Source organism: Cellulomonas sp. NS3 (genome assembly GCF_024757985.1).
Taxonomy (GTDB): domain Bacteria; phylum Actinomycetota; class Actinomycetes; order Actinomycetales; family Cellulomonadaceae; genus Cellulomonas_A.
Genome location: NZ_CP103289.1, coordinates 1743512 through 1768312, shown reverse-complemented (window position 1 = coordinate 1768312; position 24801 = coordinate 1743512). Strand labels below are relative to the sequence as shown.

22 protein-coding genes and 2 tRNA genes are annotated in these 24801 nt (G+C 76.0%); 11 read left to right on the top strand and 13 right to left on the bottom strand.

Features of this window, described 5'->3' with window-relative positions:
• Window positions 1-36 precede the first annotated feature (36 nt).
• Entirely contained in the window at window positions 37-267 is a 231-nt protein-coding gene (locus NXY84_RS08150) for a glucose PTS transporter subunit EIIB (RefSeq protein WP_034624861.1), read from the bottom strand.
• A gap of 143 nt (window positions 268-410) precedes the next feature.
• Between NXY84_RS08150 and NXY84_RS08145 the strand changes: the two genes are divergently transcribed.
• From NXY84_RS08145 to NXY84_RS08130, 4 genes are all read left to right on the top strand, one after another.
• A complete protein-coding gene (locus NXY84_RS08145) occupies window positions 411-827 on the top strand; it encodes a globin (RefSeq protein WP_258726593.1) in 417 nt (138 codons plus the stop codon).
• Between the two features lie 4 nt (window positions 828-831).
• Window positions 832-1707 carry an acyl-CoA thioesterase gene (locus NXY84_RS08140; protein ID WP_258726592.1) on the top strand — a complete coding sequence of 292 codons (876 nt, stop codon included), beginning with the start codon at window positions 832-834 and terminating at the stop codon, window positions 1705-1707.
• A 145-nt stretch (window positions 1708-1852) separates the two neighbouring features.
• Window positions 1853-2851: a DNA topoisomerase IB gene (locus tag NXY84_RS08135; RefSeq protein ID WP_258726591.1), complete on the top strand. Its 999-nt coding sequence runs from the start codon at window positions 1853-1855 to the stop codon at window positions 2849-2851.
• A 39-nt stretch (window positions 2852-2890) separates the two neighbouring features.
• Window positions 2891-4516, top strand: coding sequence for an SDR family oxidoreductase (locus NXY84_RS08130; protein WP_258726590.1), 1626 nt, complete (start codon window positions 2891-2893; stop codon window positions 4514-4516).
• 50 nt (window positions 4517-4566) lie between these two features.
• Here NXY84_RS08130 and NXY84_RS08125 read toward each other — a convergent pair whose 3' ends face one another.
• From NXY84_RS08125 to NXY84_RS08090, 8 genes are all read right to left on the bottom strand, one after another.
• The gene (locus NXY84_RS08125) at window positions 4567-5244 is read right to left on the bottom strand and encodes a DUF4190 domain-containing protein (protein WP_258726589.1); all 678 of its coding nucleotides are present in this window, start codon (window positions 5242-5244) and stop codon (window positions 4567-4569) included.
• Between the two features lie 97 nt (window positions 5245-5341).
• Window positions 5342-5827: an acyl-CoA thioesterase gene (locus tag NXY84_RS08120; protein WP_258726588.1), complete on the bottom strand. Its 486-nt coding sequence runs from the start codon at window positions 5825-5827 to the stop codon at window positions 5342-5344.
• A gap of 235 nt (window positions 5828-6062) precedes the next feature.
• Window positions 6063-7886 (bottom strand): GTP-binding protein HSR1, encoded by a 1824-nt coding sequence (locus NXY84_RS08115; protein ID WP_258726587.1) that lies wholly within the window; start codon window positions 7884-7886, stop codon window positions 6063-6065.
• Complete coding sequence (locus NXY84_RS08110; protein ID WP_309485067.1) at window positions 7883-10012, bottom strand: GTPase domain-containing protein; 2130 nt, start codon at window positions 10010-10012, stop codon at window positions 7883-7885. The genes NXY84_RS08115 and NXY84_RS08110 overlap by 4 nt, the downstream gene beginning before the upstream one ends.
• A gap of 28 nt (window positions 10013-10040) precedes the next feature.
• The gene (gene ettA / locus NXY84_RS08105) at window positions 10041-11723 is read right to left on the bottom strand and encodes an energy-dependent translational throttle protein EttA (RefSeq protein ID WP_258726585.1); all 1683 of its coding nucleotides are present in this window, start codon (window positions 11721-11723) and stop codon (window positions 10041-10043) included.
• A gap of 133 nt (window positions 11724-11856) precedes the next feature.
• Complete coding sequence (locus NXY84_RS08100) at window positions 11857-12480, bottom strand: single-stranded DNA-binding protein (RefSeq protein ID WP_258726584.1); 624 nt, start codon at window positions 12478-12480, stop codon at window positions 11857-11859.
• Between the two features lie 140 nt (window positions 12481-12620).
• Entirely contained in the window at window positions 12621-14153 is a 1533-nt protein-coding gene (locus NXY84_RS08095) for a GTPase (protein WP_258726583.1), read from the bottom strand.
• A complete protein-coding gene (locus tag NXY84_RS08090) occupies window positions 14150-15856 on the bottom strand; it encodes a dynamin family protein (protein ID WP_258726582.1) in 1707 nt (568 codons plus the stop codon). Before NXY84_RS08090 ends, NXY84_RS08095 begins: the two co-directional genes overlap by 4 nt.
• A gap of 219 nt (window positions 15857-16075) precedes the next feature.
• Here NXY84_RS08090 and NXY84_RS08085 point away from each other — a divergent pair.
• Window positions 16076-16148 (top strand) — tRNA-Arg (locus tag NXY84_RS08085).
• Between the two features lie 53 nt (window positions 16149-16201).
• Here NXY84_RS08085 and NXY84_RS08080 read toward each other — a convergent pair.
• Together NXY84_RS08080 and NXY84_RS08075 are read right to left on the bottom strand one after the other, a co-directional pair.
• On the bottom strand, window positions 16202-17182 hold the full coding sequence (locus NXY84_RS08080) for an alpha/beta fold hydrolase (RefSeq protein ID WP_258726581.1): 981 nt from the start codon (window positions 17180-17182) through the stop codon (window positions 16202-16204).
• A gap of 43 nt (window positions 17183-17225) precedes the next feature.
• Window positions 17226-17996 (bottom strand): phosphatase PAP2 family protein, encoded by a 771-nt coding sequence (locus NXY84_RS08075; protein ID WP_258726580.1) that lies wholly within the window; start codon window positions 17994-17996, stop codon window positions 17226-17228.
• A gap of 601 nt (window positions 17997-18597) precedes the next feature.
• On the opposite strand from NXY84_RS08075, the gene NXY84_RS08070 reads away from it, so the two are divergent.
• The 3 genes from NXY84_RS08070 (at window position 18598) to NXY84_RS08060 (ending at window position 19865) form a co-directional block, all read left to right on the top strand.
• Window positions 18598-18993, top strand: a complete 396-nt coding sequence (locus tag NXY84_RS08070) for a hypothetical protein (RefSeq protein ID WP_258726579.1) — start codon at window positions 18598-18600, stop codon at window positions 18991-18993.
• 69 nt (window positions 18994-19062) lie between these two features.
• Complete coding sequence (gene orn, locus NXY84_RS08065) at window positions 19063-19716, top strand: oligoribonuclease (RefSeq protein ID WP_396126389.1); 654 nt, start codon at window positions 19063-19065, stop codon at window positions 19714-19716.
• Between the two features lie 76 nt (window positions 19717-19792).
• A tRNA-His gene (locus NXY84_RS08060) sits at window positions 19793-19865 on the top strand.
• Between the two features lie 121 nt (window positions 19866-19986).
• Here the strand turns inward: NXY84_RS08060 and NXY84_RS08055 are convergent.
• Both NXY84_RS08055 and NXY84_RS08050 read right to left on the bottom strand, forming a co-directional pair.
• The gene (locus NXY84_RS08055) at window positions 19987-20910 is read right to left on the bottom strand and encodes an ATP-grasp domain-containing protein (protein ID WP_258726577.1); all 924 of its coding nucleotides are present in this window, start codon (window positions 20908-20910) and stop codon (window positions 19987-19989) included.
• A 56-nt stretch (window positions 20911-20966) separates the two neighbouring features.
• Window positions 20967-21998, bottom strand: a complete 1032-nt coding sequence (locus NXY84_RS08050; protein WP_258726576.1) for an ABC transporter ATP-binding protein — start codon at window positions 21996-21998, stop codon at window positions 20967-20969.
• Between the two features lie 100 nt (window positions 21999-22098).
• Here NXY84_RS08050 and NXY84_RS08045 point away from each other — a divergent pair, with 100 nt between their 5' ends.
• The 3 genes from NXY84_RS08045 to NXY84_RS08035 all read left to right on the top strand — a co-directional run bounded on the left by NXY84_RS08045 (window position 22099) and on the right by NXY84_RS08035 (window position 24734).
• Window positions 22099-22791 carry an ABC transporter permease gene (locus NXY84_RS08045; protein WP_258726575.1) on the top strand — a complete coding sequence of 231 codons (693 nt, stop codon included), beginning with the start codon at window positions 22099-22101 and terminating at the stop codon, window positions 22789-22791.
• A 115-nt stretch (window positions 22792-22906) separates the two neighbouring features.
• On the top strand, window positions 22907-23590 hold the full coding sequence (locus NXY84_RS08040; RefSeq protein ID WP_258726574.1) for an ABC transporter permease: 684 nt from the start codon (window positions 22907-22909) through the stop codon (window positions 23588-23590).
• 145 nt (window positions 23591-23735) lie between these two features.
• On the top strand, window positions 23736-24734 hold the full coding sequence (locus NXY84_RS08035) for a glycine betaine ABC transporter substrate-binding protein (RefSeq protein WP_258726573.1): 999 nt from the start codon (window positions 23736-23738) through the stop codon (window positions 24732-24734).
• Window positions 24735-24801 lie beyond the last annotated feature (67 nt).

The window sequence follows — 24801 nt, the reverse complement described above, 5'->3', positions numbered from 1 at the left end:
TGGCGGTGCGGGCCCTGGGCAGTCGCGTGGGTCCGCTCAGCGGAGGGTGTCGAGCTCCGCGGCGAGGTTGTCGGCCTCGGGGCCGACGATGACCTGCACGACGCGACCGGACCGGACCACGCCGAACGCGCCGGTCGCCTTGAGCGCCGTCTCGTCGACGAGCTGCGGGTCCGTCACCTCGACGCGCAGACGGGTGATGCACGGCTCCAGATCGACGACGTTCGCGTCGCCGCCCAGCGCCGCGAGGATCTGCTCTGCCTTGCTCATCGAACTCCTCAGCTCGTCCCTGCGCCGTCGTGCGCTGGTGGAGGCGCACAGGCGTCCAGCCTAGTCCCGGCCGTGCCGCCCGGCGCGCCCAGGTCGCGGCGTGGACAGCCGTGTTGGTGCGTGGCGGTGCGAGACTGGGGCGCGTGACCTCCCCCGCTCCCGAGCCCGGCCCGGCCCACCGCGCCGACTCGTTCTACGCCGTGATCGGCGGCCACGACACGTTCGTCCGGCTCGTCGACGCGTTCTACCGCGGAGTCGCCGACGACCCGGTGCTGCGGCCGATGTACCCCGAGGAGGACCTCGGCCCCGCGGCCGAGCGCCTCACGCTGTTCCTCGAGCAGTACTGGGGCGGCCCGACGACGTACTCGGACCAGCGCGGGCACCCGCGCCTGCGCATGCGGCACGCGCCGTTCAAGGTCAACCCCGACGCCCGCGACCGCTGGCTCGCGCACATGCGCGAGGCGGTCATGGAGCTCGGGCTGGCCCCGCTGCACGAGGCGCAGCTGTGGGACTACCTCGAGCGCGCCGCCCACTCGATGCTCAACACGTTCGAGGACTGAGCCCATGACGACCGAACCCACCGCCGTGACCCCCACGCGGGCCCTGCTCGACGTGCTCGACCTGGGCCCGGACGCCGCGGACCCCGACGCCTTCACCGGCACGAGCCTCCCCCAGCCCAGCGGTCGCGTCTTCGGCGGCCAGGTGCTCGCGCAGGCCCTGCTCGCCGCCGGGCGCACCGTGCCGGTGACGCGGCTGCCGCACTCGCTGCACGGCTACTTCCTGCGGGCGGGCGACGTCCGCGAGCCGATCTCGTTCGCGGTCGAGCGGCTGCGCGACGGGCGGTCGTTCACCGCACGGCGCACGCACGCGCTCCAGGGCGGGGCCCCGATCCTGTCGATGATCGCGTCGTTCCAGGAGGAGCAGCCCGGCCTCGACTACGCCGAGCCGATGCCGGACGCCCCCGACCCGGAGGACGTCGTCTCCGCGGACACCCACCTCGCCGGCATCGACCACCCCGTCGCGCGGTTCTGGAGCCAGGAGAGCGCGTTCGACGTCCGGCACGTCGAGGGCGCGATCTACCTCGGCGGCTCGGGCGAGCCGGCGGGCCAGCAGATGGTGTGGGTCCGCTCGCGCGAGGCCCTCCCCGACGACCAGCTCCTGCACCGCGCGCTGCTCGCCTTCGCGTGCGACCAGGTGATGCTCGAGCCGGTCCTGCGCCGGAGCGGGCACAGCTGGGCGACGCGCGGGCTGTCGATCGCGAGCCTCGACCACGCGATGTGGTGGCACCGGGACGTGCGCGTCGACGACTGGCTGCTCTACACGCAGACGGCGCCGAGCGCGCAGGGCGGCCGCGGCCTCGGGGCGGCCCGGGTGTTCACGCGCGACGGGACGCACGTCGCGTCGATCGCGCAGGAGGGCATGGTCCGGGTCCCCGACTGACGGGCTCTCCGGCACGGTCGCGGTCCCGGACCGACCGGCTCGCCGGCAGCCCGGGCACCCGTCCGACGGGCGCGCCCGAGTGGTGCCGTTCCACCGCTCGGCGGCTCGCCGCGCGGTCGGCGCGTCGCGGGGTGAGACTTCCGGCATGCCCAGGCTGCGCCGCGCACGTGTCGACGGTCCCGGCTGGACGCGTCGCCGCGCCGGCCGGGGCTTCTTCTACCTGGACGCCCACGGCGAGCGGATCACCGACGAGGACGACCTCGACCGGATCGCCTCGCTCGCGATCCCGCCCGCGTGGCGCGACGTGTGGATCAGCCCGCACGCGAACGCGCACATCCAGGCGACGGGGATGGACGACGCCGGGCGGCGCCAGTACCTGTACCACGCGCAGTGGCGGCTGCGCCGGGACCGCCTCAAGCACGACAAGGTGCTCCAGGTCGCCCGCAGCCTGCCCGCGGCACGGCGCCGGGTGCGCAAGGACCTCGACCTCGACGGCATGCCGCGCGAGAAGGTGCTCGCCCTCGCGTTCCGGCTGCTCGACCTCGCCTACTTCCGCGCCGGCGGGGAGGGGTACGCCGCGAAGAACGGCTCGTACGGGCTCGCGACGCTCCAGAAGGAGCACGTGCGGATCCTGCGCCCCGAGACCCCCGACGGCGAGGGACGCGTGCACTTCCACTACCCCGCGAAGTCCGGCCAGGTCCGTGACGTCGTGATCGAGGACGACGAGGTCGCGACGCTCCTGCGCCGGCTCGTGCGCCGCCGCGACGACGCGGGCGACCTGCTCGCCTGGCAGGACGACGGCGACACGTGGCACGACGTCACGAGCGCCGACGTCGTCGCCTACGTCAAGGACCGGCTCGGGTCCGACGCGAGCCCCAAGGACTTCCGCACGTGGCACGCGACGGTGCTCGCCGCGCGCGCCCTGGCCGACGCCGGCCCGCCACCCCGGTCCGAGCGCGCGCGCCGCAAGGTCGTCACCGAGGTGGTCCGCGACGTCTCGGGAGAGCTCGGGAACACCCCGGCCGTGTGCCGCGCGTCGTACATCGACCCGCGCGTGATCGACCTCTGGGAGCGGGGGCACACCATCCGCCCGACGCGCTCCCGGCTCGTCGCCGAGAAGGAGACGCTCGCGCTGCTCGCCTGAGCGGATGCGGACCGGACCCCGCCGGGCTCAGACTGCGACATGACCGACGACCCCCGGCCCTCGCCCGACCTGCTGCCCGAGCCCGTCGCGCCCTCCCTCCCGGGGCTCGTGCCAGGGCTGGACGCCGACGGTCGACCGGCGCCCGACGCGCCTCTCGTGGCCGTGACCGGCGTGACCGGCTACGTCGGCGGTCGGCTCGTCCCCGAGCTGCTCGCCGCGGGGTACCGCGTGCGTGCGCTCGCCCGCAACCCCGAGCGGCTGCGCGGGAGGTCCTGGTACGCCGACGTCGAGGTCGCGCAGGCCGACGCGGGCGAGCTCGAGGAGATCCGGGCCGCGCTGCGCGGCGTGCGGATCGCCTACTACCTGATCCACGCGCTCGGGACCGGCCCGACGTTCGAGGCCCGCGACCGGCGCACCGCGCTGACGTTCGCGCAGGCCGCGCGCGAGGCCGGCGTCGAGCGCATCGTCTACCTCGGCGGGCTCTATCCCGAGGGCGAGGAGCTGTCGCCGCACCTCGCGTCGCGCACCGAGGTCGGCGAGATCCTGCTCGCGTCGGGCGTCCCGACGACCGTGCTGCGCGCCGCAGTGATCCTCGGCTCGGGCTCGGCGTCGTTCGAGATGATGCGCTACCTGACCGAGCGGCTCCCCGCGATGACCGTGCCGCGCTGGGTCGAGAACCGCATCCAGCCGATCGCGATCCGCGACGTGCTGCGCTACCTGGTCGGCTCCGCCGCGATGCCGCCCGACGTGAGCCGCGGCTTCGACATCGGCGGCCCCGACGTCCTCACCTACCGCGAGATGATGCAGCGCTACGCGCAGGCCGCCGGGCTCCCCCGCCGGATCATCGTCGGCGTGGGCGTGCTCACCCCGCGGCTGTCGAGCCTGTGGGTCTCGCTCGTCACCCCGGTGCCGTCGGGCCTCGCCCGCCCGCTCGTCGAGTCGCTCGTGCACGAGGTCGTGTGCGACGAGCACGACATCGCCGAGCACGTCCCCGACCCGCCCGGCGGGCTCATCGGCTTCGACCGGGCCGTGCGCCTCGCGCTCCAGCGCATCCAGGACGCCGACGTCACGACGCGCTGGTCCTCGGCGTCGGTCACGGGAGCGCCGAGCGACCCGCTGCCGGGCGACCCCGACTGGGCGGGCGGCTCGATGTACGTCGACGAGCGGCGCGTCGAGGTGGACGCCTCGCCCGAGTCGCTGTGGCGCGTCATCGAGACGATCGGCGGCGAGAGCGGCTGGTACTCCTGGCCCCTGGCGTGGCAGCTGCGCGGGCTCGCGGACAAGCTCGTCGGCGGCCCGGGCCTGCGTCGTGGGCGCCGGCCGGGGCGGCTGCTCGTGGACGACGCGGTCGACTGGTGGCGCGTCGAGGAGGTCGAGCCGGGCGCGCTGCTGCGGCTGCGCGCCGAGATGCGGGTGCCCGGCCTCGCGTGGCTCGAGCTGCGGGTCGAGCCGGTCGAGGGCGACGACCACCGCACGGTCTTCGCGCAGCGCGCGCTGTTCCACCCGCACGGGCTCGCCGGCCAGCTCTACTGGGGTGCGGTCTACCCGTTCCACGGCGTCGTGTTCGGCGGGATGCAGCGCAACATCGCCCGCGCCGCCGAGACCGCCGAGCGCGCGCGCACTGACCGCCGGCCGGCCGGCGAGGACGTCCGCTCGCGCAGCTGAACCCGGACCCGCCGCGACGCTCCTCATTGCGGCGGGCGCGTACGTCGTGCTCAGAGCGTCCCGGTCGCCCGCAGCGAGACGAGCCCGAGCGCACCCGTCACGATGCCCGCGGTCGCGACCCCGGTCGCCGTCTCACCGTTCGCCCGCTGGAGCCGCCGCGCCTCGATCCCGAGCCACAGCGCCGCGACCGCGGCCAGGACCGCGCCGAGGAGCAGGCTCACGGCACCCCAGACCAGCGACCAGCTCGCCTTCTTCCGGGCGCGGACCCGCGCGTCCGGCGCGCCGTACGCAGGGTGCCCGGCGTACCCGCCCTGCGCGGGGTAGCCGGCGAACCCGCCCTGCGCGGGGTACCCGCCGAACCCGCCCTGCACCGGCTGCCCGCCGAACCCGCCCGGCACCGGCTGCCCGGCGAACCCGCCCGGCACCGGCTGCCCGGCGAAGCCGCCCTGCACCGACTGCCCGTCGAACCCGCCCTGCACCGACTGCCCGTCGAACCCGCCCTGCGTGGGGTACGCGGCGTACCCACCGCGGACCGCCGGGCTCTCGCCGGTCGGGGCGTGGCCCGACGCCGCGGGCTCCTGGACCGCCGGTGCGTACGGCAGCCCGGCGGGGGCCGGCACCGAGGCCGCGGGCACGGACGCGCTGTCGGGCAGCGCGGCCGGGTCAGGGGTCCACGCCACGGGCGGTCGAGCGTCGTCATCGGTCGGCCACGTGGGCGGGATCGTCACGCGGGCACGGTAGTGAGCGGACCGGGCGGCCGTCCTGCGGCTGTCGCGTTCCGCCCGGTCTGCCCGGCGGGGAATACCCGACCGGCCCCCGGACGGCTCAGCGGCGGCGACGCAGCTGGACGGGCGCCTCGAGGTAGACCTCCCAGGCGGCGCGCACCTCGGGGCCGATGCGCCGCGGCCCCCCGGTCGCAGCGTCGACGAGGACCACGGTCGTGAGCGCGCGGGCGAACACCGTGCCGCCGTCGTCCGCGGGTGCGTCCCGCACCTCGTAGCAGACGTCGAGGCTCGCGCCGCCGAGGTGCCCGATCCACATCTCGACGAGGACCGGCGTGCGCCGGTAGCCCAGCGGCCGCAGGTACTCGATCTCCTGGCGCGCGACGAGCGTCGACAGCTCGGCGCCCGGTCCCGCGTCGAGCACCGCCGTGGGCCACGTCCCCTCGGGGACGTCGGCGGACGGCACCTGGCGCCAGAACGCCTGGATCCGCGCCTCCTCGAGCAGCGTCAGCATGGCGACGTTGTTGACGTGCGCGTACGCGTCCATGTCGGACCAGCGCAGCTGGACCGGGACCACGAGTCGGGTCACGGGGATCTCCTTCGACGAGCGGGGTCGGGGGTGGGGTCGGGGGTGGGGGTCGGAAGTCGGGAACCGGGGACGTGCACTTCGTGCGCGCAGGCGGCGGACAGGGCGGGGCAGCGGACGGGACCGGACGGCCGACTGACCAGGCGGCCGACGGAGCCGGACGGAGGACGGGGCCGCACGGAGGACGGGGCTGGACGGCCGACGGCTCGCCCACCGTCACGGCACGGGGCGGACGGGGTCAGCGAGCGGCGCGGCGTGCTCCGTCGCGGCACCGCTCGAGCGCGGCGAGCTCCGACGTGACGGGTTCGACGACGAGCCGTCCCGCGACCGCGTCGATCGCCTCGCGCAGCCGTCGCCGCACCCGAGTCGCCCTCCGCCGGGCTCCGACTCCCCCGGCGACCCGCCCGAGCAGCGCCACGAGCAGCCCGGCGAGCGCGCCGCCGACCGCGAGCACCGTCGGCGCGGGCAGCTCCCACCAGACGGGCGTGGGGGGTGCGGGCAGCTGGAGGTACGCCGCACCGGCGAGCAGCGCGAGCCACAGCAGCCCCGCGACGAGGGCCGCGAACAGCACCCACTGCAGGGCACCGAGCACCCCCCACCACACCGGACGACGCTCCGCCTCGAGCCGCGTCCCGGCCACCGCCTGGTCGAGCGCGTCCGGCAGACCGTCGGTCGTGGCCCGCCGGCGCGCCGCGAGGACCCAGTCGTCGGGCGCCCCGGCCGTGGCCGCGTCCGCGTAGGTCCGCACCGCGGTCGCCGCGCGGGCGCGTGCGGCGGGTCCCGGCGTCGGGAGCGACGTGCGGGCGAGGTCGGGGCGTTGCTCGTCCGAGCGCCCGGAGCCGAGGCCGAGCCGCCGCAGCGGGTCCGGCCGGAAGCGCGCGAGCCAGCGCGTGGCGGGCCACCCCGTCGCAGCGCGGGCCTGCCGCGCCGCCGAGCGCCGCACCGCCGCCACGACCGTCGGGACGGCGGCCGCCTCCTCGAGCGCCGAGACGAGCTCGGCGCGCGCCTGCTTGGCCGCGCGGTTCGCGGGGGCCTCGCCGCAGGCGGCGAGCAGCTCGCGCGCAGCACGGCGGACGTCGGCCCGGACGCGTTCGGTCGCGGCCTCACGCCGCCGCGCCGCCTCGGCGAGCAGCGCCTGGAGGTCAGGGACACCGTTGCCCGTGCGCGCGCTGACGGCGAGCACGGGGACGTCGCGGAGGCCGTCCTCGGCGGCGAGCCGGCGCAGGTCGGCCAGGCAGCGCTCGCGCTCGTCGGGCGTCAGCCGGTCCGCGTGGTTGAGCACGAGCACGACGACCGAGGAGTGCCCCGCGAGCGGGCGGAGGTAGCGCACGTGCAGCGCGGCGTCGGCGTACTTCTGCGGGTCGACGACCCACACGAGGAGGTCGACCCGGCCGTAGAGCCGCTCGGCGCGCACACGGTGCTCGGTCTCGACCGAGTCGTGGTCGGGCAGGTCGAGGAGCACGAGGCCCGTCGTGACGCCCGAGGGCGTGACCGTCCCGGCGACCTCGTGCCGCTCGTCGACCCCGAGCCAGTCGAGCAGCGCGTGCGCGGCGCCGTCCTCCCCGGCCGCGTCGCCCGGTCCCCCCGTCAGTGCCCGCACCGCCGTGCCGGCCCGTGCCCCGCCGGTCCCCGCCGAGCCGCTCCCCGCCGTGCCCGTCCCCGCCGAGCCCGTCCCCGCCGAGCGCGTCTCCGCGGTGCCCGTTCCCGACGTGCCCGTTGCTGCCGTGTCGTCGCGCGCGGAGCCCTCGCTCGCGGGCGTGGGCCACACCGCAGCGAGCGCACGGCCGGTGGTCGGCCTGCGCACCCCCGGGACCGCGAGGTCCGCACCGGCGACGGCGTTGAGCAACGAGGACTTGCCCGAGCCGGTCGCCCCGGCGAGCGCGACGACGGTGTACTCCCCCGACAGCGCCGCTCGCTCGCGTGCGTGCGCGAGCACCGCGTCGGCGTCGTCGAGCACGCGCTGCGGGAGGCGGCCCTGGCCCGCGTCCACGGCTTCCGCGAGCGCGTCGACCTGCGCGGTGAGGTCCCGTCCCGGTGCGCGGCCGCTGCGTCGGGCGCTCACGCGTCCTGGCCGTCCTGCGGCGCACCGGTGACGCGTCGCCACCAGGACCGCAGCCGACCCTCGGGCGGCCGCTCGGGCGACGGCGCCCCGGTGCGCTGCGCGCTCGTCCCCTCCGGCGCGAGCGGGTCGGGCTCGCCGTCCGTCGTGGTGCCGCGTCCACCCCGTCCGGTCGGGAGCTCCCCGCGCTCGGCGGCGAGGCGCGCGAGCATGCCGGCACCCCGGAGCCGCCCGGTCTCGGCACCCGCGCCGGGGACGCCGACGACGGGCTCCGCCGCCGACGCCGCGGCCGCGCCCTCGGCGCGTGCAGCCGCGGCGGTGACCTGGGCGACCGCCGTGCGCAGCGAGTCACCGCTCGCGTCGGCGGTGCCCAGCGCGTCGAGCTGCGCCGTGAACCGCGCGGCCTGGCCGGCGAGCACCGCGCGGACGCGCACCGCGAGCCGCTCGTGGGCCTCGCGGGCGAGCTGGCGCACGGCCTCGTCGCCGAACACCGCCTCCAGGAGCCGCTGGGCGAGGATCGCCGCACCGCCCGCGATGCCGACCTCGGCACCGGTGAGGCCGCCGGTCGAGGCGAACACCGCGACCATGAGCGCGGCGCCGAGACCGTTGACCCCGTAGGACACGGCGCGGGCGGTCGTGCGCTTGTCGGCGCCCTCCCGCTCGACGAGCGCGAGGACGTCGGACTGCCACGCACGGATCTGCTCCGCGACCTGGCCGCGCAGGTCGCCCGACGCGCGGGACAGCGCGAGCCCCTCGAGCAGCGCGACGCCCGCCGGGTCGGTGCGCCACGCCGAGTGCGCGCGCTCGGCGGCGTCCTCGGCGGCGTCGAGCACGACCGCCTCGAGGCCGTGGCCGATCGCGTGGGCGAGGGCAGGCTCCGGTGCCCGCTGACCGCGGAACGCGGCGGTGATCCGGTCGCGGAGCCCCGAGACCTTCTGCTCGACGGCCCGCAGGAACTCACCGGTCCCGACGACGTCCTGCCAGCGCGCGAGCACCTCGCCGCGCAGCATCGTGCCGTCGGACGTCGCGCGCTCGACCTGCGTCGCGGCGTCCTCGTAGGCGGCGGCGACCGCGGCACGCAGCCGGGCGTCGGCCGCGCGCTGGTCGTCGGCGGCGCGGGCCAGGTCCTCGGCGCGCACCAGCACGTCGCGCGTCACGCCCTCGCGGGTCCCGCGGATCACGCGGGCCCGCGCCGCCGGGTCGCCGCCGAGGGCCGTGAGCCAGTCCGCGACGGCCCCGACTGCGACCTCGGGGAGGAGCCCGCCGTCGGTCGAGGTCTCCGGCACGAGGAGGACCGTGGCCTCGGTGAGGTCGTGCTCGTCGAGCATCTGCCGCAGGTGGGCGCTCACGAGCGCCTCGGTGCCGTCGTCGACCCGGTCGAGCACGAGCGCGAGGTGCACCCGACGGCGCGCGGCCGCCCCGAGCAGCTCCCACGGGACGGCGTCGGCATAGCGCGCCGCAGTCGTGACGAAGAGCCACAGGTCCGCGGCGGCGAGCAGCTGGGTCGCGAGCGCGCGGTTCTCCTCGACGACCGAGTCGATGTCGGGTGCGTCGAGCAGCGCGAGTCCCGGCGGCAGGGCGGGCGAGGACACGAGCCGCAGCCCGGCACCGCGCCCGTCCGTGCCCGTCTCGCCGGCGTCACCACCGGCGATCGAGGAGCCTCCGGTCGATCCGCCACCCGTCGCACCGGCACCGCCGGACCAGCCCGCGTTCCCGGTCCCTCCCGCAGCGCCGCCGTCGGTCCCGCCCTTCGCGAGGTCCACGCGCGCGCCGACGAGCCGCGCGAGACCGGGCAGGACGCGGTCGGTCGAGAACCACCGCGCGTCGAGCGGGTGGTGCACGAGCACCGGCCAGCGGGTCGTCGGCCGCAGCACGCCCGACGTCGTGACCTGCTCACCGAGCAGCGAGTTCACGAGCGTGGACTTGCCCGCGCCCGTCGACCCGCCGACCACGACGAGCAGCGGCGCGTTCTCCGCGCGCAGCCTCGGCAGCAGGTAGTCGTCGAGCTGGTCGAGCACCTGCGCGCGCTCGACGCGCCCCGGCCCTGCCGAGGCGACGTCGAGCGCGAGCCGGGTCTCGGCGACGCGCGAGCGCAGCACCGTGAGGGCGTCGACCAGCTCCGTGTGCACGCTCGCTGCCACTGCGCGGCTCTCCGGCTCAGTCCCGCGTCAGCTTGCGGTACGTGACCCGGTGCGGCCGGGCCGCGTCGGCGCCCAGGCGGGCGACCTTGTTCTCCTCGTAGGACGCGAAGTTGCCCTCGAACCAGTACCAGCTCGACGGGTTCTCCTCGGTGCCCTCGTAGGCCAGGATGTGCGTCGCGACCCGGTCGAGGAACCACCGGTCGTGCGAGACCACCACGGCGCAGCCGGGGAACTCGAGCAGCGCGTTCTCGAGCGAGCCCAGCGTCTCGACGTCGAGGTCGTTGGTGGGCTCGTCGAGCAGGAGCAGGTTGCCGCCCTGCTTGAGCGTGAGCGCGAGGTTGAGCCGGTTGCGCTCACCGCCCGAGAGCACGCCCGCCGGCTTCTGCTGGTCCGGGCCCTTGAACCCGAAGGCCGCGACGTACGCGCGCGAGGGCATCTCGACGTTGCCGACCTTGAGGAAGTCGAGCCCGTCGGAGACGACCTCGAACAGCGTCTTCTTCGGGTCGATGCCGCCACGCGACTGGTCGACGTAGGAGATCTTGACCGTCTCGCCGACCTTGAGCTCGCCGCCGTCGAGCGGCTCGAGCCCCACGATGGTCTTGAACAGGGTCGTCTTCCCGACGCCGTTCGGGCCGATCACGCCGACGATGCCGTTGCGCGGCAGCGTGAAGCTCAGGCCGTCGATCAGCACCCGGCCGTCGAAGCCCTTCTCGAGGTTCTTCGCGTCGAGGACGAGGCTGCCGAGGCGCGGGCCCGGCGGGATCTGGATCTCCTCGAAGTCGAGCTTGCGCGTGCGGTCGGCCTCGGCGGCCATCTCCTCGTAGCGCGCGAGGCGCGACTTGGACTTGGTCTGGCGGCCCTTCGCGTTCTGACGCACCCACGCGAGCTCCTCGGCGAGGCGCTTGGCGAGCTTGGCGTCCTTCTTGCCCTGGACCTCGAGGCGCTGCTGCTTCTTCTCGAGGTACGTCGAGTAGTTCCCCTCGTACGGGTAGAGGCGTCCGCGGTCGACCTCGCAGATCCACTCCGCGACGTGGTCGAGGAAGTACCGGTCGTGGGTCACGGCGAGGATGGCCCCGTGGTACTGCGACAGGTGCTGCTCGAGCCAGAGCACGCTCTCGGCGTCGAGGTGGTTGGTGGGCTCGTCGAGCAGCAGCAGGTCGGGCTTCTCGAGGAGCAGCTTGCAGAGCGCGACACGGCGGCGCTCACCACCGGACAGCACCGAGACGTCCGCGTCCGGCGGCGGGCAGCGCAGCGCGTCCATCGCCTGCTCGAGCTGGGCGTCGAGGTCCCACGCCTCCGCGGCGTCGATGGCCTCCTGGAGCTGGCCCATCTCGGCGAGCAGCGCGTCGAAGTCGGCGTCGGGCTCCGACATGAGGTTCGAGATCTCGTTGAACCGGTCGAGCTTGCCCTTGATCTCGGCGACGCCCTCCTCGACGTTCCCGAGCACCGTCTTGCTCTCGTTGAGCGGCGGCTCCTGCATGAGGATGCCGACGGTGTAGCCGGGCGAGAGCCGCGCCTCGCCGTTCGAGGGCTGCTCGAGGCCGGCCATGATCTTGAGGATCGTGGACTTGCCCGCGCCGTTGGGGCCGACGACGCCGATCTTCGCGCCGGGCAGGAAGTTCAGGGTGACGTCGTCGAGGATGACCTTGTCGCCGTGCGCCTTGCGCGCCTTGTACATGGAGTAGATGAACTCAGCCACTGGCTCTTCGTCCGCCTCGGTGCTCGGGGGTGTGTCGAGGGAGTGCACGGAACGGGCCTCCCGGCCGCGCGCGGTGTCGCGTCGGCAGCCGGAAGGCCCGGGCCCTGCGGTCCGGTGGCCCCAGCCTAGGCGATCACCTCGTACCGGTCAGTGCGAGGTCCTCGTCGGGGCGCACGTCGGCCAGCCCGTAGAGCGCCGGGTCGCCGGCCTCCGCGTCGTCGAGCGCGTCGAACCCGTCGCCGTCGCCCGGTGCGCCGTCCGGGGTGTCCGCCGGGGCGGCGTCGCCCGCGCTCGAGTGGATCGTGCGCATGTAGCGGGCGGTGCCGAACGCCAGGTCCGGCCCGATCGCGATCGCGTCGAGCACGAGCGACGTGCGGGGCTCGCCGTCGGCGGTGCTCCACTCGTCGGTCGAGAGCCGCCCGTGCACGAGGACCGGGTCGCCCTTGCGCAGCGACTCGGCGACGTTGCGCGCAGCCCCGCGCCAGGCCTTGACCGTGAACCACTCGGTGCGCCCGTCGACCCAGGTGCCGCGCTCGCGGTCGAACCACCGGCGGGTCGACGCCATGCGGAACGTCGTGAAGGGGGTCGACGAGCCGCCGGCCGCCGACGGTGCGCCCGGCGTCGCACCGCCCGACGTCCCCGCCGCCGTCGGGGCCTGGCCCGGGACGGCGCCGGGGCCGTTGCTCGTGCCGGGGTAGTGCTTGGGGTCGGTGCCCAGCCACCCGACCAGCGTCAGGGTCAGCTCGTTCGTGCTCATGCGTCCTCCTCGGTGAGGGGCCGGCGAGCGCCGACCCTGTGGAGGCAGCGTGGCGCGCGGGCACGACCGCACCGGGGCGACGTGACCGCGACGGTGCGCGCGGCGGCGGCCGGACGGGCTGGGGGTGGCTGGTGCCGGGGTCAGCGCACGGTCGCGAGCGCGACGAGCTCGCGCACGCGGCGGTGCTCCGCGACGACCTCGGCTGCGGGCTCCGCGAGCCGGGTCCGCGCGACGGCCTCCAGCTCGGCCCGACCCTCGCTCAGGACCCGCTCGGAGCGGCGGCGCGCGAGCGCGCGGCGCAGCAGCCACGTGGCCACGGCCAGCACGAGCGCGAGCACCGCGAGCCCGGCCGCGACGGGTAGCGCCCAGTCCTCCGAGCCCTGCCCCACGGACCCCAGCTCCAGGCCGAGCCCGATCGACGCCACGGCCACGGCGCCGACGCCCGCGAGCACCGCGAGCACGAAGCCCGTGACGGCGAGCCGGGAGCGGCGGGCCGCGACGGTCACCCGCGCGAGCGCGTCGTCGATCTCGAGGCGCAGCCGCTCGGCGGGCGTCACGCGCGCGACGATGTCGTCGGCCCACCGGACGGGGACGGTGCGGGTCACGCCCGCGAGCCAGCCGGCCCGTGCGAGCACCACCGTGTCGGCCTGGACGGCGCCGAACGACGGCACGGTGCGGGAGCCGCCGCGCACGACGGCGCCGACGGCGTCAGCGATCGCGGGCAGGCCGGCGCCCTCGGCGAGCACGTCGACGAGCTCGACGACCCCCAGCCGGCTCGGCGCGGGCTCGCGGTCGGCGACCTGGCTCGCGAGCAGGGTCGCGGCGTCGTTGAGCTCGGCGCCCGCGCGCTCCGCGGCGACGCTACGGCGGCGGACCACCGCGGCGAGCCCGTCCCGCAGCTCGGGGACGCCCTCGCCGGTGTGCGCCGACGCGGTGCGCACGTGCACCCCGGTCAGGCCGTCCTCGACGAGCAGGCCCTCGACGTCGCGGACCAGTTCGTCGTGCATGTCGGCAGCGACCGTGTCGATCTGGTTGAGCACGACGGCCATCGCCGCCTCGTGCCCCACGAGCCGGCGCAGGTAGCCGGAGTGCAGCGCGTCGTCCGCGTACTTCTGCGGGTCGACGACCCAGACGAGCAGGTCCGCCATGGGCAGCAGCAGGTCGACGACCGCACGGTGCGCGGGCTCGATCGAGTCGTGGTCGGGCAGGTCGAGCAGCACGAGCCCGCGCAGGGGCGCCTCGGTGTCGCCGTCGAGCAGGCTCTCGCGCTCGATGCGCCGGTCCTCGTCGACGCCCAGCCAGTCGAGCAGCGCACCGCCGCCCTCGCCCCACACGCACGCGGTGACCTTGGACGTCGTCGGGCGCTTGACCCCGACGTCCGCGAAGTCGAGCCCGCAGATCGCGTTGAACAGGCTCGACTTGCCGGAGCCCGTGCCGCCGACGAGCGCGACGATCGTGTGGTCGACGCCGAGGGCGAGCCGCTCGCGCACCCGCCCGACCGACGCGGCGACGCGCGCCGAGACCTCGGGGTCCAGCCGGTCACCACCGACCTCGAGCGCCTCCTCGAGCTGCGCCACGCGGTGCGTCAGCGCCTCCGTCTCGGCGCCGTGGAGCGTCCCGTGCACGGTCGCCCAGCCCGGCAGCGTGCGGACCGTCTCGGTCCTCTCGGTCATGTGAGCCCCTTCAGGACGGCGAGGCGCAGGCGCAGGAGGGACGAGGCGTCCTCCGCGAGGTCGGGCTGGTCGAGCAGCGCGGCGGCGGAGGTGCGCTCGAGCTCGACCTGCGCCGCGGCGCGGTCCGCGAGCTCCTCACGCAGCACGTCTCGCGCCCACGTGCCCGCGTCGCCCAGGAGGTCCTCGAGCAGGAAGCGGGCGGGCTCGAGCCCGGCGGCGGCGGCGAGCGCGACCGCCGCGATGCCCTGCTCCCCCAGCGCGCGCTCCGCGAGCTCGGCGCGCCGGGCCGCACGCGCGACGTCCTTGGCGCTGCGCAGCTCCGCCGCGTCGCGTCCCTCGCCACGCGCGCGGGCGAGCGCCGCGCGCACGATCACGGGCGCCTCGTCGACCCAGTCGCGCGCCGAGCGCTCCGCGGCAGCGACGCGGGCGTCCTTGCGCTCCTGCGCCGGCCAGAGCGCCTCGACCGACGGCCCGCCCACCGGTGCCCCGGCGCCGGTCAGGCGCGTGCGCAGGAGGCGCTCGGCCTGCGCGCCCGCAGCGGTCAGGTTCGCGGCGGCCGACCGGGTCAGGTCACGGCTGAGCGGTGCGACGGCCTCCTCGCGGCGCCGGCCCGCGCGGCGCGAGCGGTGCACCCGGCCGGACGAGCGCACCACGTCGGCCAGCGGGCCACCCGCGGCGGTCAGCTCGGCCCAGCGCGCGCGCACCGCACCGTCGGCGACGACACCGCCGTGGACGGCGGCGCGCGCGGCGTCGGCCGGCCCGGCCGCGGCCACGTCGAGCTCGGCCGCGATCGCCTGGGCGGCGTCGGCCTGCGCCTGGACCGCCTCGGCGAGCTCGTCGACCCACGGGCGCAGGGCCGCGAGCGAGCCGCGCAGCGTGCGGCCGATCACGGTGCGCGCCCGGTCGGGGCCGGCCAGCATCGTGAGCCAGCGGTTGATCGGCGCGACGACCGCGGAGCCCAGCAGACCCTCGTGCGGACCGACGTCCGGCACCACGAACAGCGGCGCGCCCTGCATCCCGTGCGCGCGCAGGCGCTCGAGCAGGTCGCCGCGCACGGTCGGCAGGGACGCCGGGGTCACCCGGTTGAGCACCATCGCGATCGAGGCCCCGCGCGCGACGGCACCCCGCAGCACCTGCCACGGGAGCGCGTCGCCGTAGCGCGCGGCCGTCGTGACGAACAGCCACAGGTCGGCGGCCTCGAGGAGCCGGTGCGCGGACGCCCGGTTCGACTCGAGCACCGAGTCGAGGTCGGGGGCGTCGAGCAGCGCGACGCCGCGCGGGACGTTCGCGTTCGCGACGACCTGGACGGCCTCGAGGACGGGGTGGTGCGCGAGGAGGTCCTCGTCGTCGGGGTGGTGCACGAGCACGGGGCGGCGCGTCGTCGGCCGCAGCACGCCCGCCGCGGTGACCTCGGCGCCGAGGAGGGAGTTGACGAGCGTCGACTTGCCCGCGCCGGTCGAGCCGGCCACGACGACGACCGCGGGCGCCGAGAGCTCCTCGAGCCGCGGGACGAGGTGGTCGGCGAGCTGGTCGAGCAGGCGGGCCCGTGACGCCCGTGCCTCGGGCACGCCGGGGATCTCCAGGGGGAACCCCGTCCGCTCGACGTCCCGGTGCAGCACGCGCACGGCGTCGAGCAGCGACATCTGCGCCAGGGGCCGGACGAGCAGCTCCTCAGCGACTGCGGTCCCCGCGTGCGCACTCACGTCCCTATAGTCGCGTGCCGACGTGAACAGGCCAAACGCACGCGCCGCAGCGACGGCGGCGCGTCCGCCGGTGCGTGTGTCGGCCGTCACAGCCGAGGCGTGCGATCCGGGTCAGGCCGCGACGGCCCGGGTCGCGAGCACGCGCGGGCCGAGCCGATACGGTAGGCCGGAGAGGCCCGGCGGCCCGACGCTCCCCGTGAGCACCGATGTCCGGGCCCCGCCCTCATAGCTCAATGGATAGAGCAACGGCCTTCTAATCCGTAGGTTGCAGGTTCGAGTCCTGCTGGGGGCACACCGGCGGCGCCGGCTCTCGGGCGGCGGTGCGTCCGGCCCCGGACCGGCACCTCAGAGGTTGGGACCCGGGCGGCCGGGGTCCACGTTGGCCCAGGGCTCGATCGTGGGCCCCGCGTCCTCCCGGACGGGCTGGTCGTCGACCGGCCACCGCCCCGCACCTTCCCACCCGGCGAGCCCGGGCGCGGCTGCACGGTCCGGCTCCGCGTCGGACGCGCGCACCGCGGAGAGGACGGCGGCGACCACGTCGTCCGGGCGCGTCTCGGGCAGCCAGTGCCCGGCGGCCAGCGGACGGTGCTCGTACGGCCCGCGCACCAGACGCCGGGTGCCCTCGACCGACGCGGGCGCGAAGGAGGGGTCCTGCGTCCCGGTCACGAGCACCGTCGGCACGTGCACCTCGCCCGCGGCGGACCCGCGTCCCAGCGGGATCGCGCGGTACCACGCCAGGGCGGCCGTGAGGGCGCCGGGCTCCTGCATGCGGCGCAGGTCGTGGGTGGCGAGGTCGTCGGGCAGCCCGGAGCGCACGAGCGCGCGACGGAGGACGGAGCCACCCCGGGCGAGCAGCAGGCGCTCGGGCAGCCACGGGAGCTGGAAGCCGGCGACGTACGCGGAGCGCAGCCCCTGCGAGCTGCGCGTGAGGGCCCGGACCATCGCCGCGGGGTGCGCGGTCGAGAGCACGGTGAGCGACGCCGTGCGCTCGGCGCGCCGGCTCGCGAACGCCCACCCGACGGCACCGCCCCAGTCGTGGCCGACGAGGTGCGCCCGGTCGACGCCCGCCGCGTCGAGCAGCGCCGCCACGTCGGCGACGAGCTCGCGCAGCACGTACGCGGAGCGCCCCGCCGGCCGGGCACCCGGGGAGTACCCGCGCTGATCGGGTACCAGGACCCGGAACCCGGCGGCGACGAGCCCCGGGACCACGCCCTCGAACGCGCGCGCGTCCTGCGGGAACCCGTGCAGGCACACGACCGTCGGCGCACCCGCCGGCCCCGTGTCGCGGACGTCGAACGTCAGGCCGTCCCGCGTGAACGTCTCCATCGCCGCTCCCTCGTCCGCCCCGTCGCACCCTGCGCCGGGCTGCTCAGTCCACCGGGCGCAGCGGCTCGTCGGGCGGCAGGTCGCCCGCGTGCCCTCGCGCCGACTTCCACGCGCGCCACCGGTCCACGATCGTCACGACCCCCGTGATCGCCACCGCGAGCGCGATCGCCGCGAGCACGTCCGTGAGGAAGTGGTAGCCGAGGTAGAGCCGGCTCAGGCCGACCACGGCGATGCCGAGCGCTCCCCCGACGGTCCACGTCACGATGCGGGCCGCGGTCGGCCGCCGACGGCACGCGAGGTAGCCCGCCACGAGCAGGAACGTCGACGTGCCGATCGTGTGCCCCGACGGGAACGACGCCGTCGTCTCAGCGCCGGGGATGTCCATCGTCTCCATCGGCGGCCGAGGGCGGGCGACCAGCCCCTTGATCGCGAGGGAGAGCAGCGTCGAGCCTGCCATGGCCCCCGCGAGGAGCAGCGGCCGCCACCACTCGCGCCGCACGAGGGCCCACAGCGCGCACGCCACGACGACCACCGCCGGCAGCACGGTGGGGCCGGTGACGAACGTGATCGCCGCGAGCACCGCCGTCGCGGCGTCACCCCGCTGCTCGACGAGCCACGTGAGCAGCGGGCGGTCGAGCACCGTGAGGTCGTCCTGCTCCTGCACGCCGTCGAGCAGACCGCCGAACACGGCCAGACCGAGCGCGACGAGCAGCAGGCCCGGGACGGTCGCGCGGACGAGCGCGTCGCCGGTGACCCGCGACCACGCGCGGCGCAGCGACGAGGTGTCGCCGGGGACCGCGTGCTCGTGGGACATGCACCGACGCTACCCAGGCGTCCCGCGACCGGCGCGTCGAACCCCGAGGTCGACGAGCGCACCGCACCGGCGGGCGGGACCCCGGGGCGCCCACCCGCCGCCGGGGCGGCTCGCACCAGAAAAAAGGGATGACCCGGGCACGTGCGCGGTGGTTCCGTGGACCTACCGCGGTGACCTCCCGGGCCAGGCCAGGCCCACTCGCACGACTCACGGAGACCACCACCATGCACCCCACCACGACCTTCGACCTCGTCCGTCGCGACCACGAGGAGCGCCTCGCCGCCGCGCGTGCGGAGCGGGCGCGCCGCCCGGTCCCCGACCGGCGAGATCCCGCCTCCGAGGCCTCCGGTCGACCGCCCGAACAGCGGCGCCGTCCGTGGCTGATCCTCGCGGTCCCGGCTCTCGCCGGCGCCGCACGCTGAGCCCGGCGCCGCACGCTGAGCCCGGCGCCGCACGCGGACCGCGAGCGCGCGCTCACCCGTTCGGGCCGGCCACCCGGCAGGACCCGAGCACCGCACGACCGACGACGCGGACCACCCCTGGGGGTCCGCGTCGTCGCGCTGCCCGGAGGCACCGATCCACGCCCGCACGTGGGGGACGCGTGGAACGATGGCCGGATGACTCCCGGGGTGCCGCCGCCGACCGGCTCGCGCGCCCTGCCCGCGCCGTGACCGCGGGCGACCACGGGGCGCGGGGCCGTCCCGCGGCGCGGCCGGGTCGAGTCCAGCGCCTGCGGGCCGGGCTGCGCGCGCTCGGCGAGCGTGCGGTGCTGGGGGCCGTCGCCGGCGGGGCCACCACGCTCGTGCTCGCGTGGGCCGGTCTGCCGTGGCGCACCGCGCTCGTCGCGGGAGGCGTCGGCGCGGCCGTCGTGGTGCTGGCCGCGTGGGTCGCGTCGACCGTGCCACCCGTGCCCGGGCCGTCGATCGCCCCGGGCAGAACGCGCGACGGCGCGCCAGACGAACCGGGCAGGTCGGGCCCGCACCGCCCCGCGCCGTAGGCTGGCGGGGTGACGACGACGGGTAACGGACACACGAGCAACGACCGGATCGTGTGGATCGACTGCGAGATGACGGGCCTCGACCTCACGGCGGACGCCCTCATCGAGGTGGCCGCGGTCGTGACGGACTCCGAGCTGAACGTGCTCGGCGAGGGCGTCGAGGTGGTCGTGGCACCGCCACCGGGCGCGCTCGAGCAGATGAACGACTTCGTGCGGGACATGCACACGACGTCCGGGCTGCTGCTCGACCTGCCCGGCGGCACGTCGCTCGCCCAGGCGCAGGAGCAGGTGCTCGACTACATCCGCCAGTGGGTCCCCGAGCCCGGGCGCGCGCCGCTCGCGGGCAACTCGGTGGGGACGGACAAGACGTTCCTCGACCGCGACATGCCCGAGCTCGTCGGCTACCTGCACTACCGGGTCATCGACGTGTCCTCCATCAAGGAGCTCGCGCGGCGCTGGTACCCGCGGGTGTACTTCGCGTCCCCCAAGAAGAACGGCGGGCACCGCGCGCTCGCCGACATCCTCGAGAGCATCGACGAGCTGCGGTACTACCGGGCGGCGCTCCTCGCGCCGCAGCCGGGTCCGGACTCCAAGACGGCGAAGGCCATCGCCGCCGAGGTCGTCGCGACCTCCGTCGCGCGCGTCGCGGCCGCGGCGCCGACGGGCGCCGGGACCGGGGACGCGACCGGTGCCGCGGTATCCGGTGCACCGCACCCCGCCTGACCTTGTACACTTCTTCTCGCGCCGTCCGCGGCGCAGGCTGGCCGGGTCCCGGAGCGACGGGTCCCGCGCAGGCATGGTGGGTATAGCTCAGCTGGTAGAGCACCTGGTTGTGGTCCAGGGGGTCGCGGGTTCAAGTCCCGTTACTCACCCCGGCACGAAGGCCCCGCACTCGTCGAGTGCGGGGCCTTCGTCATGAGCCCGGGAGCCACGGACCCTCGCGGCCACTCCGGCCTCGCGGGCCGGGCCGGGCCGGAGCCGCGGTCCGCGGGTTCAGAGCCTCGCGGCGAGGGCGTCCGCGAAGCGCTCGAGGGACCCGTCGCCGAGGGAGAAGAACAGCGACGGCTCCGTCAGTGCGAGCTCGAGCACGACGGGGCGCCCGGCGTCGTCCGGGACGAGGTCGACGCGCGCGTACAGCAGCGGGCTCTCGACGCCGTCCACGAGCTGCGGCAGCGCCGCGACGACGCGCTCGGCGACCGCGATCTCCTCGGCGCTCGCCTCGCGCGCCGTCATGACCTCGTGCTTGACGGTCTTGTCGCCCTCGGCGTCCTCGGCGCGGAACGGGCCCTCGAGCTGCGGGGCCTTGCGGACCGCGTGGCTGAACCGGCCGTCGATGAACACGAGCGCGCTCTCGCCGACGGTGTCGACCTGCCGGAGGTAGCGCTGGACCATGACGTGCCGGCCCGCGGTGAGCAGGTTCTTCGCGTGCGTGATGGCCAGGGCCCGGGACGGGGTCTCCCCGGCGTTGTACCGCCCGGTGTCCCGCGAGCCCGTCGAGATGGTCGGCTTGATGACGAAGTCGCCGAACGCCGGGAAGCGCGTGTGGATCGCGCGCGAGTCGAAGTTGCGCTCGGGGTCGAGCCAGATGGTCGGGATGATCGGCAGGCCGGCGCTCTCGAGCGCGCGCTGGTACTGCTTGTCGACGTTCCACGCGACGGCCGACGCCGGGTTGACGAGGCGCGAGACCTCCTCGACCTTCCGGCTCCAGGCCAGGAAGTCGTCGGGGTGCTGGGTGTAGTCCCACGTCGAGCGGATGAGCACGAGGTCGTAGGACGACCAGTCGACCGCCGGGTCGTCCCAGACGACGGGCTCGGCGGTGATGCCGCGCTCCGCCAGGGCCGGGACCAGCGGGCGGTCGTCGGCCTCGAGCTCGGGGAGGGCGGACGAGGTCGCGAGGGCGATGCGGGGCTGGGTCACCCGTGCAGCGTAGCGAGCCGTCGTCCGGGCCACAGCGCGGGTGCGGCCGCGGCCGGTCAGGCGGTGCGACCGGCCGCTGCCTCGGCGTCGAGCGCCGCGCGGGTCACCCGGTGGAGCGCGGCGAGCAGGGACGCGCCGTCGAGCGAGCCGACGACCCTCCCGCCGTCCGTGACCGGCACGTGCCCGCCGTGGGCGGCCGCCAGCCGGGCGAAGGCCATGTCGAGCGACGCCCCCAGCGGGAGCGGTTCCGCGGGCGGCAGGGCGGGTTCACGCTCCTCACCCGCACCGGGAGCGCTCGGGACGGGGACCAGGTCGCCGAGCTCGACGCGACCCAGCGCGAGCAGCCGGACCGCCGCCCCCTGTCCGACGAGGTCCGCGACCGCGGCGCTCGCGGGTGCCGCGAGCACCTGCACCGGGTCGGCGAGCTGCTCGAGGTGCCCGCCCTTGCTCAGGACCGCGATGCGGTCCCCGAGCCGGACGGCCTCGTCGACGTCGTGCGTGACCAGCATCACGGTCGTGCCGAGCTCGCGCCGGATCCGCGCGAACTCGGACTGGAGGCGGCGGCGCCCGACCGGGTCGACGGCGCCGAACGGCTCGTCCATGAGCAGCACCGGCGGGTCCGACGCGAGCGCGCGGGCGACCCCGACGCGCTGGCGCTCGCCGCCCGAGAGCTCGTGCGGGTAGCGCCGGGCGTACACCGCGGGGTCGAGGCCGACGAGATCGAGCAGCTCCTCGACGCGGGCGGTCGTCCGGCGCCGGTCCCAGCGCAGCAGCACCGGGACCGTCGCGACGTTCTGCGCCACCGTGCGGTGCGGGAACAGCCCGACGTGCTGGATCACGTAGCCCATGCGCCGGCGCAGCTCGACCGCGTCGGCGTTCGTGACGTCCTCGCCCCCGAGCAGGATGCGGCCCGACGTGGGCTCGACGAGGCGGTTCGCCATGCGCAGCGTCGTGGACTTGCCGCAGCCTGACGGGCCGACGAGCGCGAGCAGCTCGTGCTCGCGGACCTCGAGCGAGAGGTCCTCGACCGCCACGGAGCCGTCCGCGTAGACCTTGCGCACGTGCTCGAACGCGATCGCGGTTCCCATCCCGGGGACGCTACCGGGCCGGACCGACAACGGTCCTCCGGAGCGACGCCCGCCGCGTCCCCCGGTGCGGCTGTCGGCGGGCGCCGGTACGTTCGCCCGGATGATCCCCTCCCGTGCGCTGCGCGCCGCGACCGAGCCCGCGAATCCGTGGCTGTCGTGGGACTACGTCACGCGCAACCAGGAGGACCTGCTGCGCGCGCTCTCCCAGCACACGACGCTGACCTTCCAGGCCGTCGCGATCGCCCTCGTGCTCGCGCTGCCGCTCGGCGCGATCGCGCACGTGCGGCCGCGGCTCGCCGGTCCGCTCGTCGGGACCGCGGGCGTGCTCTACACCGTGCCGTCCGTCGCGCTCTTCGCCATCCTCGCCCCGTGGACGGGGATCGGCCGCACGACCGTGCTGATCGGCCTCGTCACCTACGCGCTGCTCGTGCTCCTGCGCAACATCGTCGTCGGGCTCGCCGGGGTCGACCCCGCGGTGCGCGACGCCGCCCGCGGCCTCGGGTACGGCCGGCTGCGGCTGCTGCTGACCGTGGAGCTGCCGAACGCGCTCCCGGCGATCGTCGCGGGCGTCCGGCTCGCGACCGTGACCACGGTCGCGCTCGTGACGGTCGGTGTCGTGGTCGGCTACGGCGGGCTCGGGCAGCTGATGTTCCGGGGCTTCCGCAGCCGGTACCACGCCGAGATCATGACGGCGACGCTGCTGTGCCTCGCGCTCGCGCTCGTCTGCGACCTCGTGCTGTACGCCGCGGGGCGCGCCGTGACCCCGTGGTCGCGGGCGGGCCGGACCGCATGACGCGGGACCGCAGCGCTCCGGACCGTGCCAGGCCGGACCGTGCGGGGCCGGGCCGCGTCGTCCGGGGCCACGTCGTCCCGGGCCGCGTCGTCCCGGACACCCTGAGGGAGGCGTGATGGACGTCGTCCAGGACGCGCTGCTCTGGCTCAACGACCCGCTCAACTGGACGGGCCGGGGCGGCGTGCTCGCGCTGGCCCGCGAGCACCTGCTGATCTCGGTCGCGGCGGTCGCGCTCGCGGCGCTCGTCGCACTGCCGCTCGGGGTGTGGCTCGGCCACCGGCGCCGCGGCGGCGCGGTCACGGTCGTCGTCGCGAACACCTCGCGCGCGCTGCCCACGTTCGCGCTGCTCACGATCTTCGCGTCCGCCGGGCTCTTCGGCGGCTCGGCGACGACCCTCGCGGTCGCGATCTTCGCGGTCCCGCCCATCCTCACGAACGCCTACACGGGCGTCCTCGAGGTCGACGCCGACGTGCGGGACGCCGCCCGGGGCATGGGGATGTCCGCCTGGACCTCGCTGCGGCGCGTCGAGCTGCCCCTCGCGCTCCCCCTGATCGGGGCGGGGCTGCGGACGGCCGCGGTGCAGGTCGTCGCGACCGTGCCCCTCGCCGCGTTCGTCGGCGGGACCTCGCTCGGCTCGCTCATCGCGTCGGGCCTGGCCCTGCAGCGCTACGGCGAGGTCCTCGCGGGCGGCGTGCTCGTCGCCGGCCTGTGCCTGCTCGTCGAGGCCGTCCTGGCCGGCGGGCAGCGTGCGCTGACGCCCCGCCCGATGCGCGGCCGCGTCGCGCGCGAGAGCTCGTGACCCGCCGGACCGTCGCCGCGACCCTCCGGCCCCGCAGGATCGTGACCCGATGGTGACGTGCTCCACCCCGCGTGCTGTTGCCGACGCACGCCAGGACCGGTCGAATTGTGCCACCACCCCGCCAGGCCTTCGCGAGGAGAACGCCATGCCCGCACGTCGCCCGATCCTGACTGCCGGCGCCGCCGGACTCCTGCTCCTCGTCGCCGCGTGCGGCAGCCCGGGCTCCGGCGGAGGCGAGGAGGAGACCGCCGCGTCGACGGCGGCCGGCGCCACCTGCGAGCCTGTCGCGGGCGACGAGCTCGTCGTGCTCGAGGACGACAAGGGGCTGCAGAATGCGGACAACGTCATCCCGGCGGTCAACGCCGCGGCCGCGGCGGCGGACCCGGCGCTGGTCCCGCTGCTCGACTCGGTCTCCGAGTCGCTCGACACGGACGACCTCATCGAGCTGAACCGCTCGGTCGACATCGACCGGCGCACGTCGAGCGAGGTCGCGGCCGAGTACGTCGCCGACGAGGGCCTGGCCGCGGCGGACGCGAGCGCAGGTGCCGGCACCAAGGTCGTCATCGGCGCGGCCAACTTCTCCGAGAGCGCGACGCTCTCCGAGGTCTACGGCGAGGTGCTCCGCTCCGCCGGCTACGAGGTCGAGGTCCAGACGATCGGCAACCGCGAGACCTACCTGCCGGCGCTCGAGAGCGGCCAGATCACGCTGACGCCCGAGTACGCGGCCACGCTCGCCGAGTTCCTCAACACGAAGGTCAACGGCGACGGCGCGGAGCCGGTCGCGAGCGCCGACCCCGGGGAGACCGTCACGGCGCTGACCTCGCTCGGCGAGGAGGTCGGCCTGACGTTCGGCGCGGTCGCCGAGGCCCAGGACCAGAACGCGTTCGCGGTGACGAGCGCGTTCGCCGAGGAGCACGGCGTCGAGACGCTCAGCGAGCTCGCCGAGGCCTGTGGCGGCCTCGTGCTCGCCGGCCCGGCCGAGTGCCCCGAGCGCCCGTTCTGCCAGCCCGGGCTCGAGGAGACCTACGGGCTCGAGTTCGCCGAGTTCACGGCCTACGACTTCGGCCTGATCGGCGAGGCCGTCCGCCAGGGCGAGGCAGCGATCGGCCTCGTGCTGTCGAGCGACGGCTCGCTCGCGAGCTGACCCACGACGACGCCCCGCTCCCCCGGCACGACCGGGCGGGCGGGGCGTCGTGCTGTCCGGACCCGGA

Bases quoted from the DNA above. Each gene is read 5' to 3' on its own strand.
- NXY84_RS08150 (WP_034624861.1), bottom strand. From the start codon at position 267: ATGAGCAAGGCAGAGCAGATCCTCGCGGCGCTGGGCGGCGACGCGAAC.
- NXY84_RS08140 (WP_258726592.1), top strand. From the start codon at position 832: ATGACGACCGAACCCACCGCCGTGACCCCCACGCGGGCCCTGCTCGAC.
- NXY84_RS08135 (WP_258726591.1), top strand. From the start codon at position 1,853: ATGCCCAGGCTGCGCCGCGCACGTGTCGACGGTCCCGGCTGGACGCGT.
- NXY84_RS08130 (WP_258726590.1), top strand. From the start codon at position 2,891: ATGACCGACGACCCCCGGCCCTCGCCCGACCTGCTGCCCGAGCCCGTC.
- NXY84_RS08100 (WP_258726584.1), bottom strand. From the start codon at position 12,480: ATGAGCACGAACGAGCTGACCCTGACGCTGGTCGGGTGGCTGGGCACC.
- NXY84_RS08095 (WP_258726583.1), bottom strand. From the start codon at position 14,153: ATGACCGAGAGGACCGAGACGGTCCGCACGCTGCCGGGCTGGGCGACC.
- NXY84_RS08080 (WP_258726581.1), bottom strand. From the start codon at position 17,182: ATGGAGACGTTCACGCGGGACGGCCTGACGTTCGACGTCCGCGACACG.
- NXY84_RS08075 (WP_258726580.1), bottom strand. From the start codon at position 17,996: ATGTCCCACGAGCACGCGGTCCCCGGCGACACCTCGTCGCTGCGCCGC.
- orn (WP_396126389.1), top strand. From the start codon at position 19,063: ATGACGGGCCTCGACCTCACGGCGGACGCCCTCATCGAGGTGGCCGCG.
- NXY84_RS08050 (WP_258726576.1), bottom strand. From the start codon at position 21,998: ATGGGAACCGCGATCGCGTTCGAGCACGTGCGCAAGGTCTACGCGGAC.
- NXY84_RS08045 (WP_258726575.1), top strand. From the start codon at position 22,099: ATGATCCCCTCCCGTGCGCTGCGCGCCGCGACCGAGCCCGCGAATCCG.
- NXY84_RS08040 (WP_258726574.1), top strand. From the start codon at position 22,907: ATGGACGTCGTCCAGGACGCGCTGCTCTGGCTCAACGACCCGCTCAAC.
- NXY84_RS08035 (WP_258726573.1), top strand. From the start codon at position 23,736: ATGCCCGCACGTCGCCCGATCCTGACTGCCGGCGCCGCCGGACTCCTG.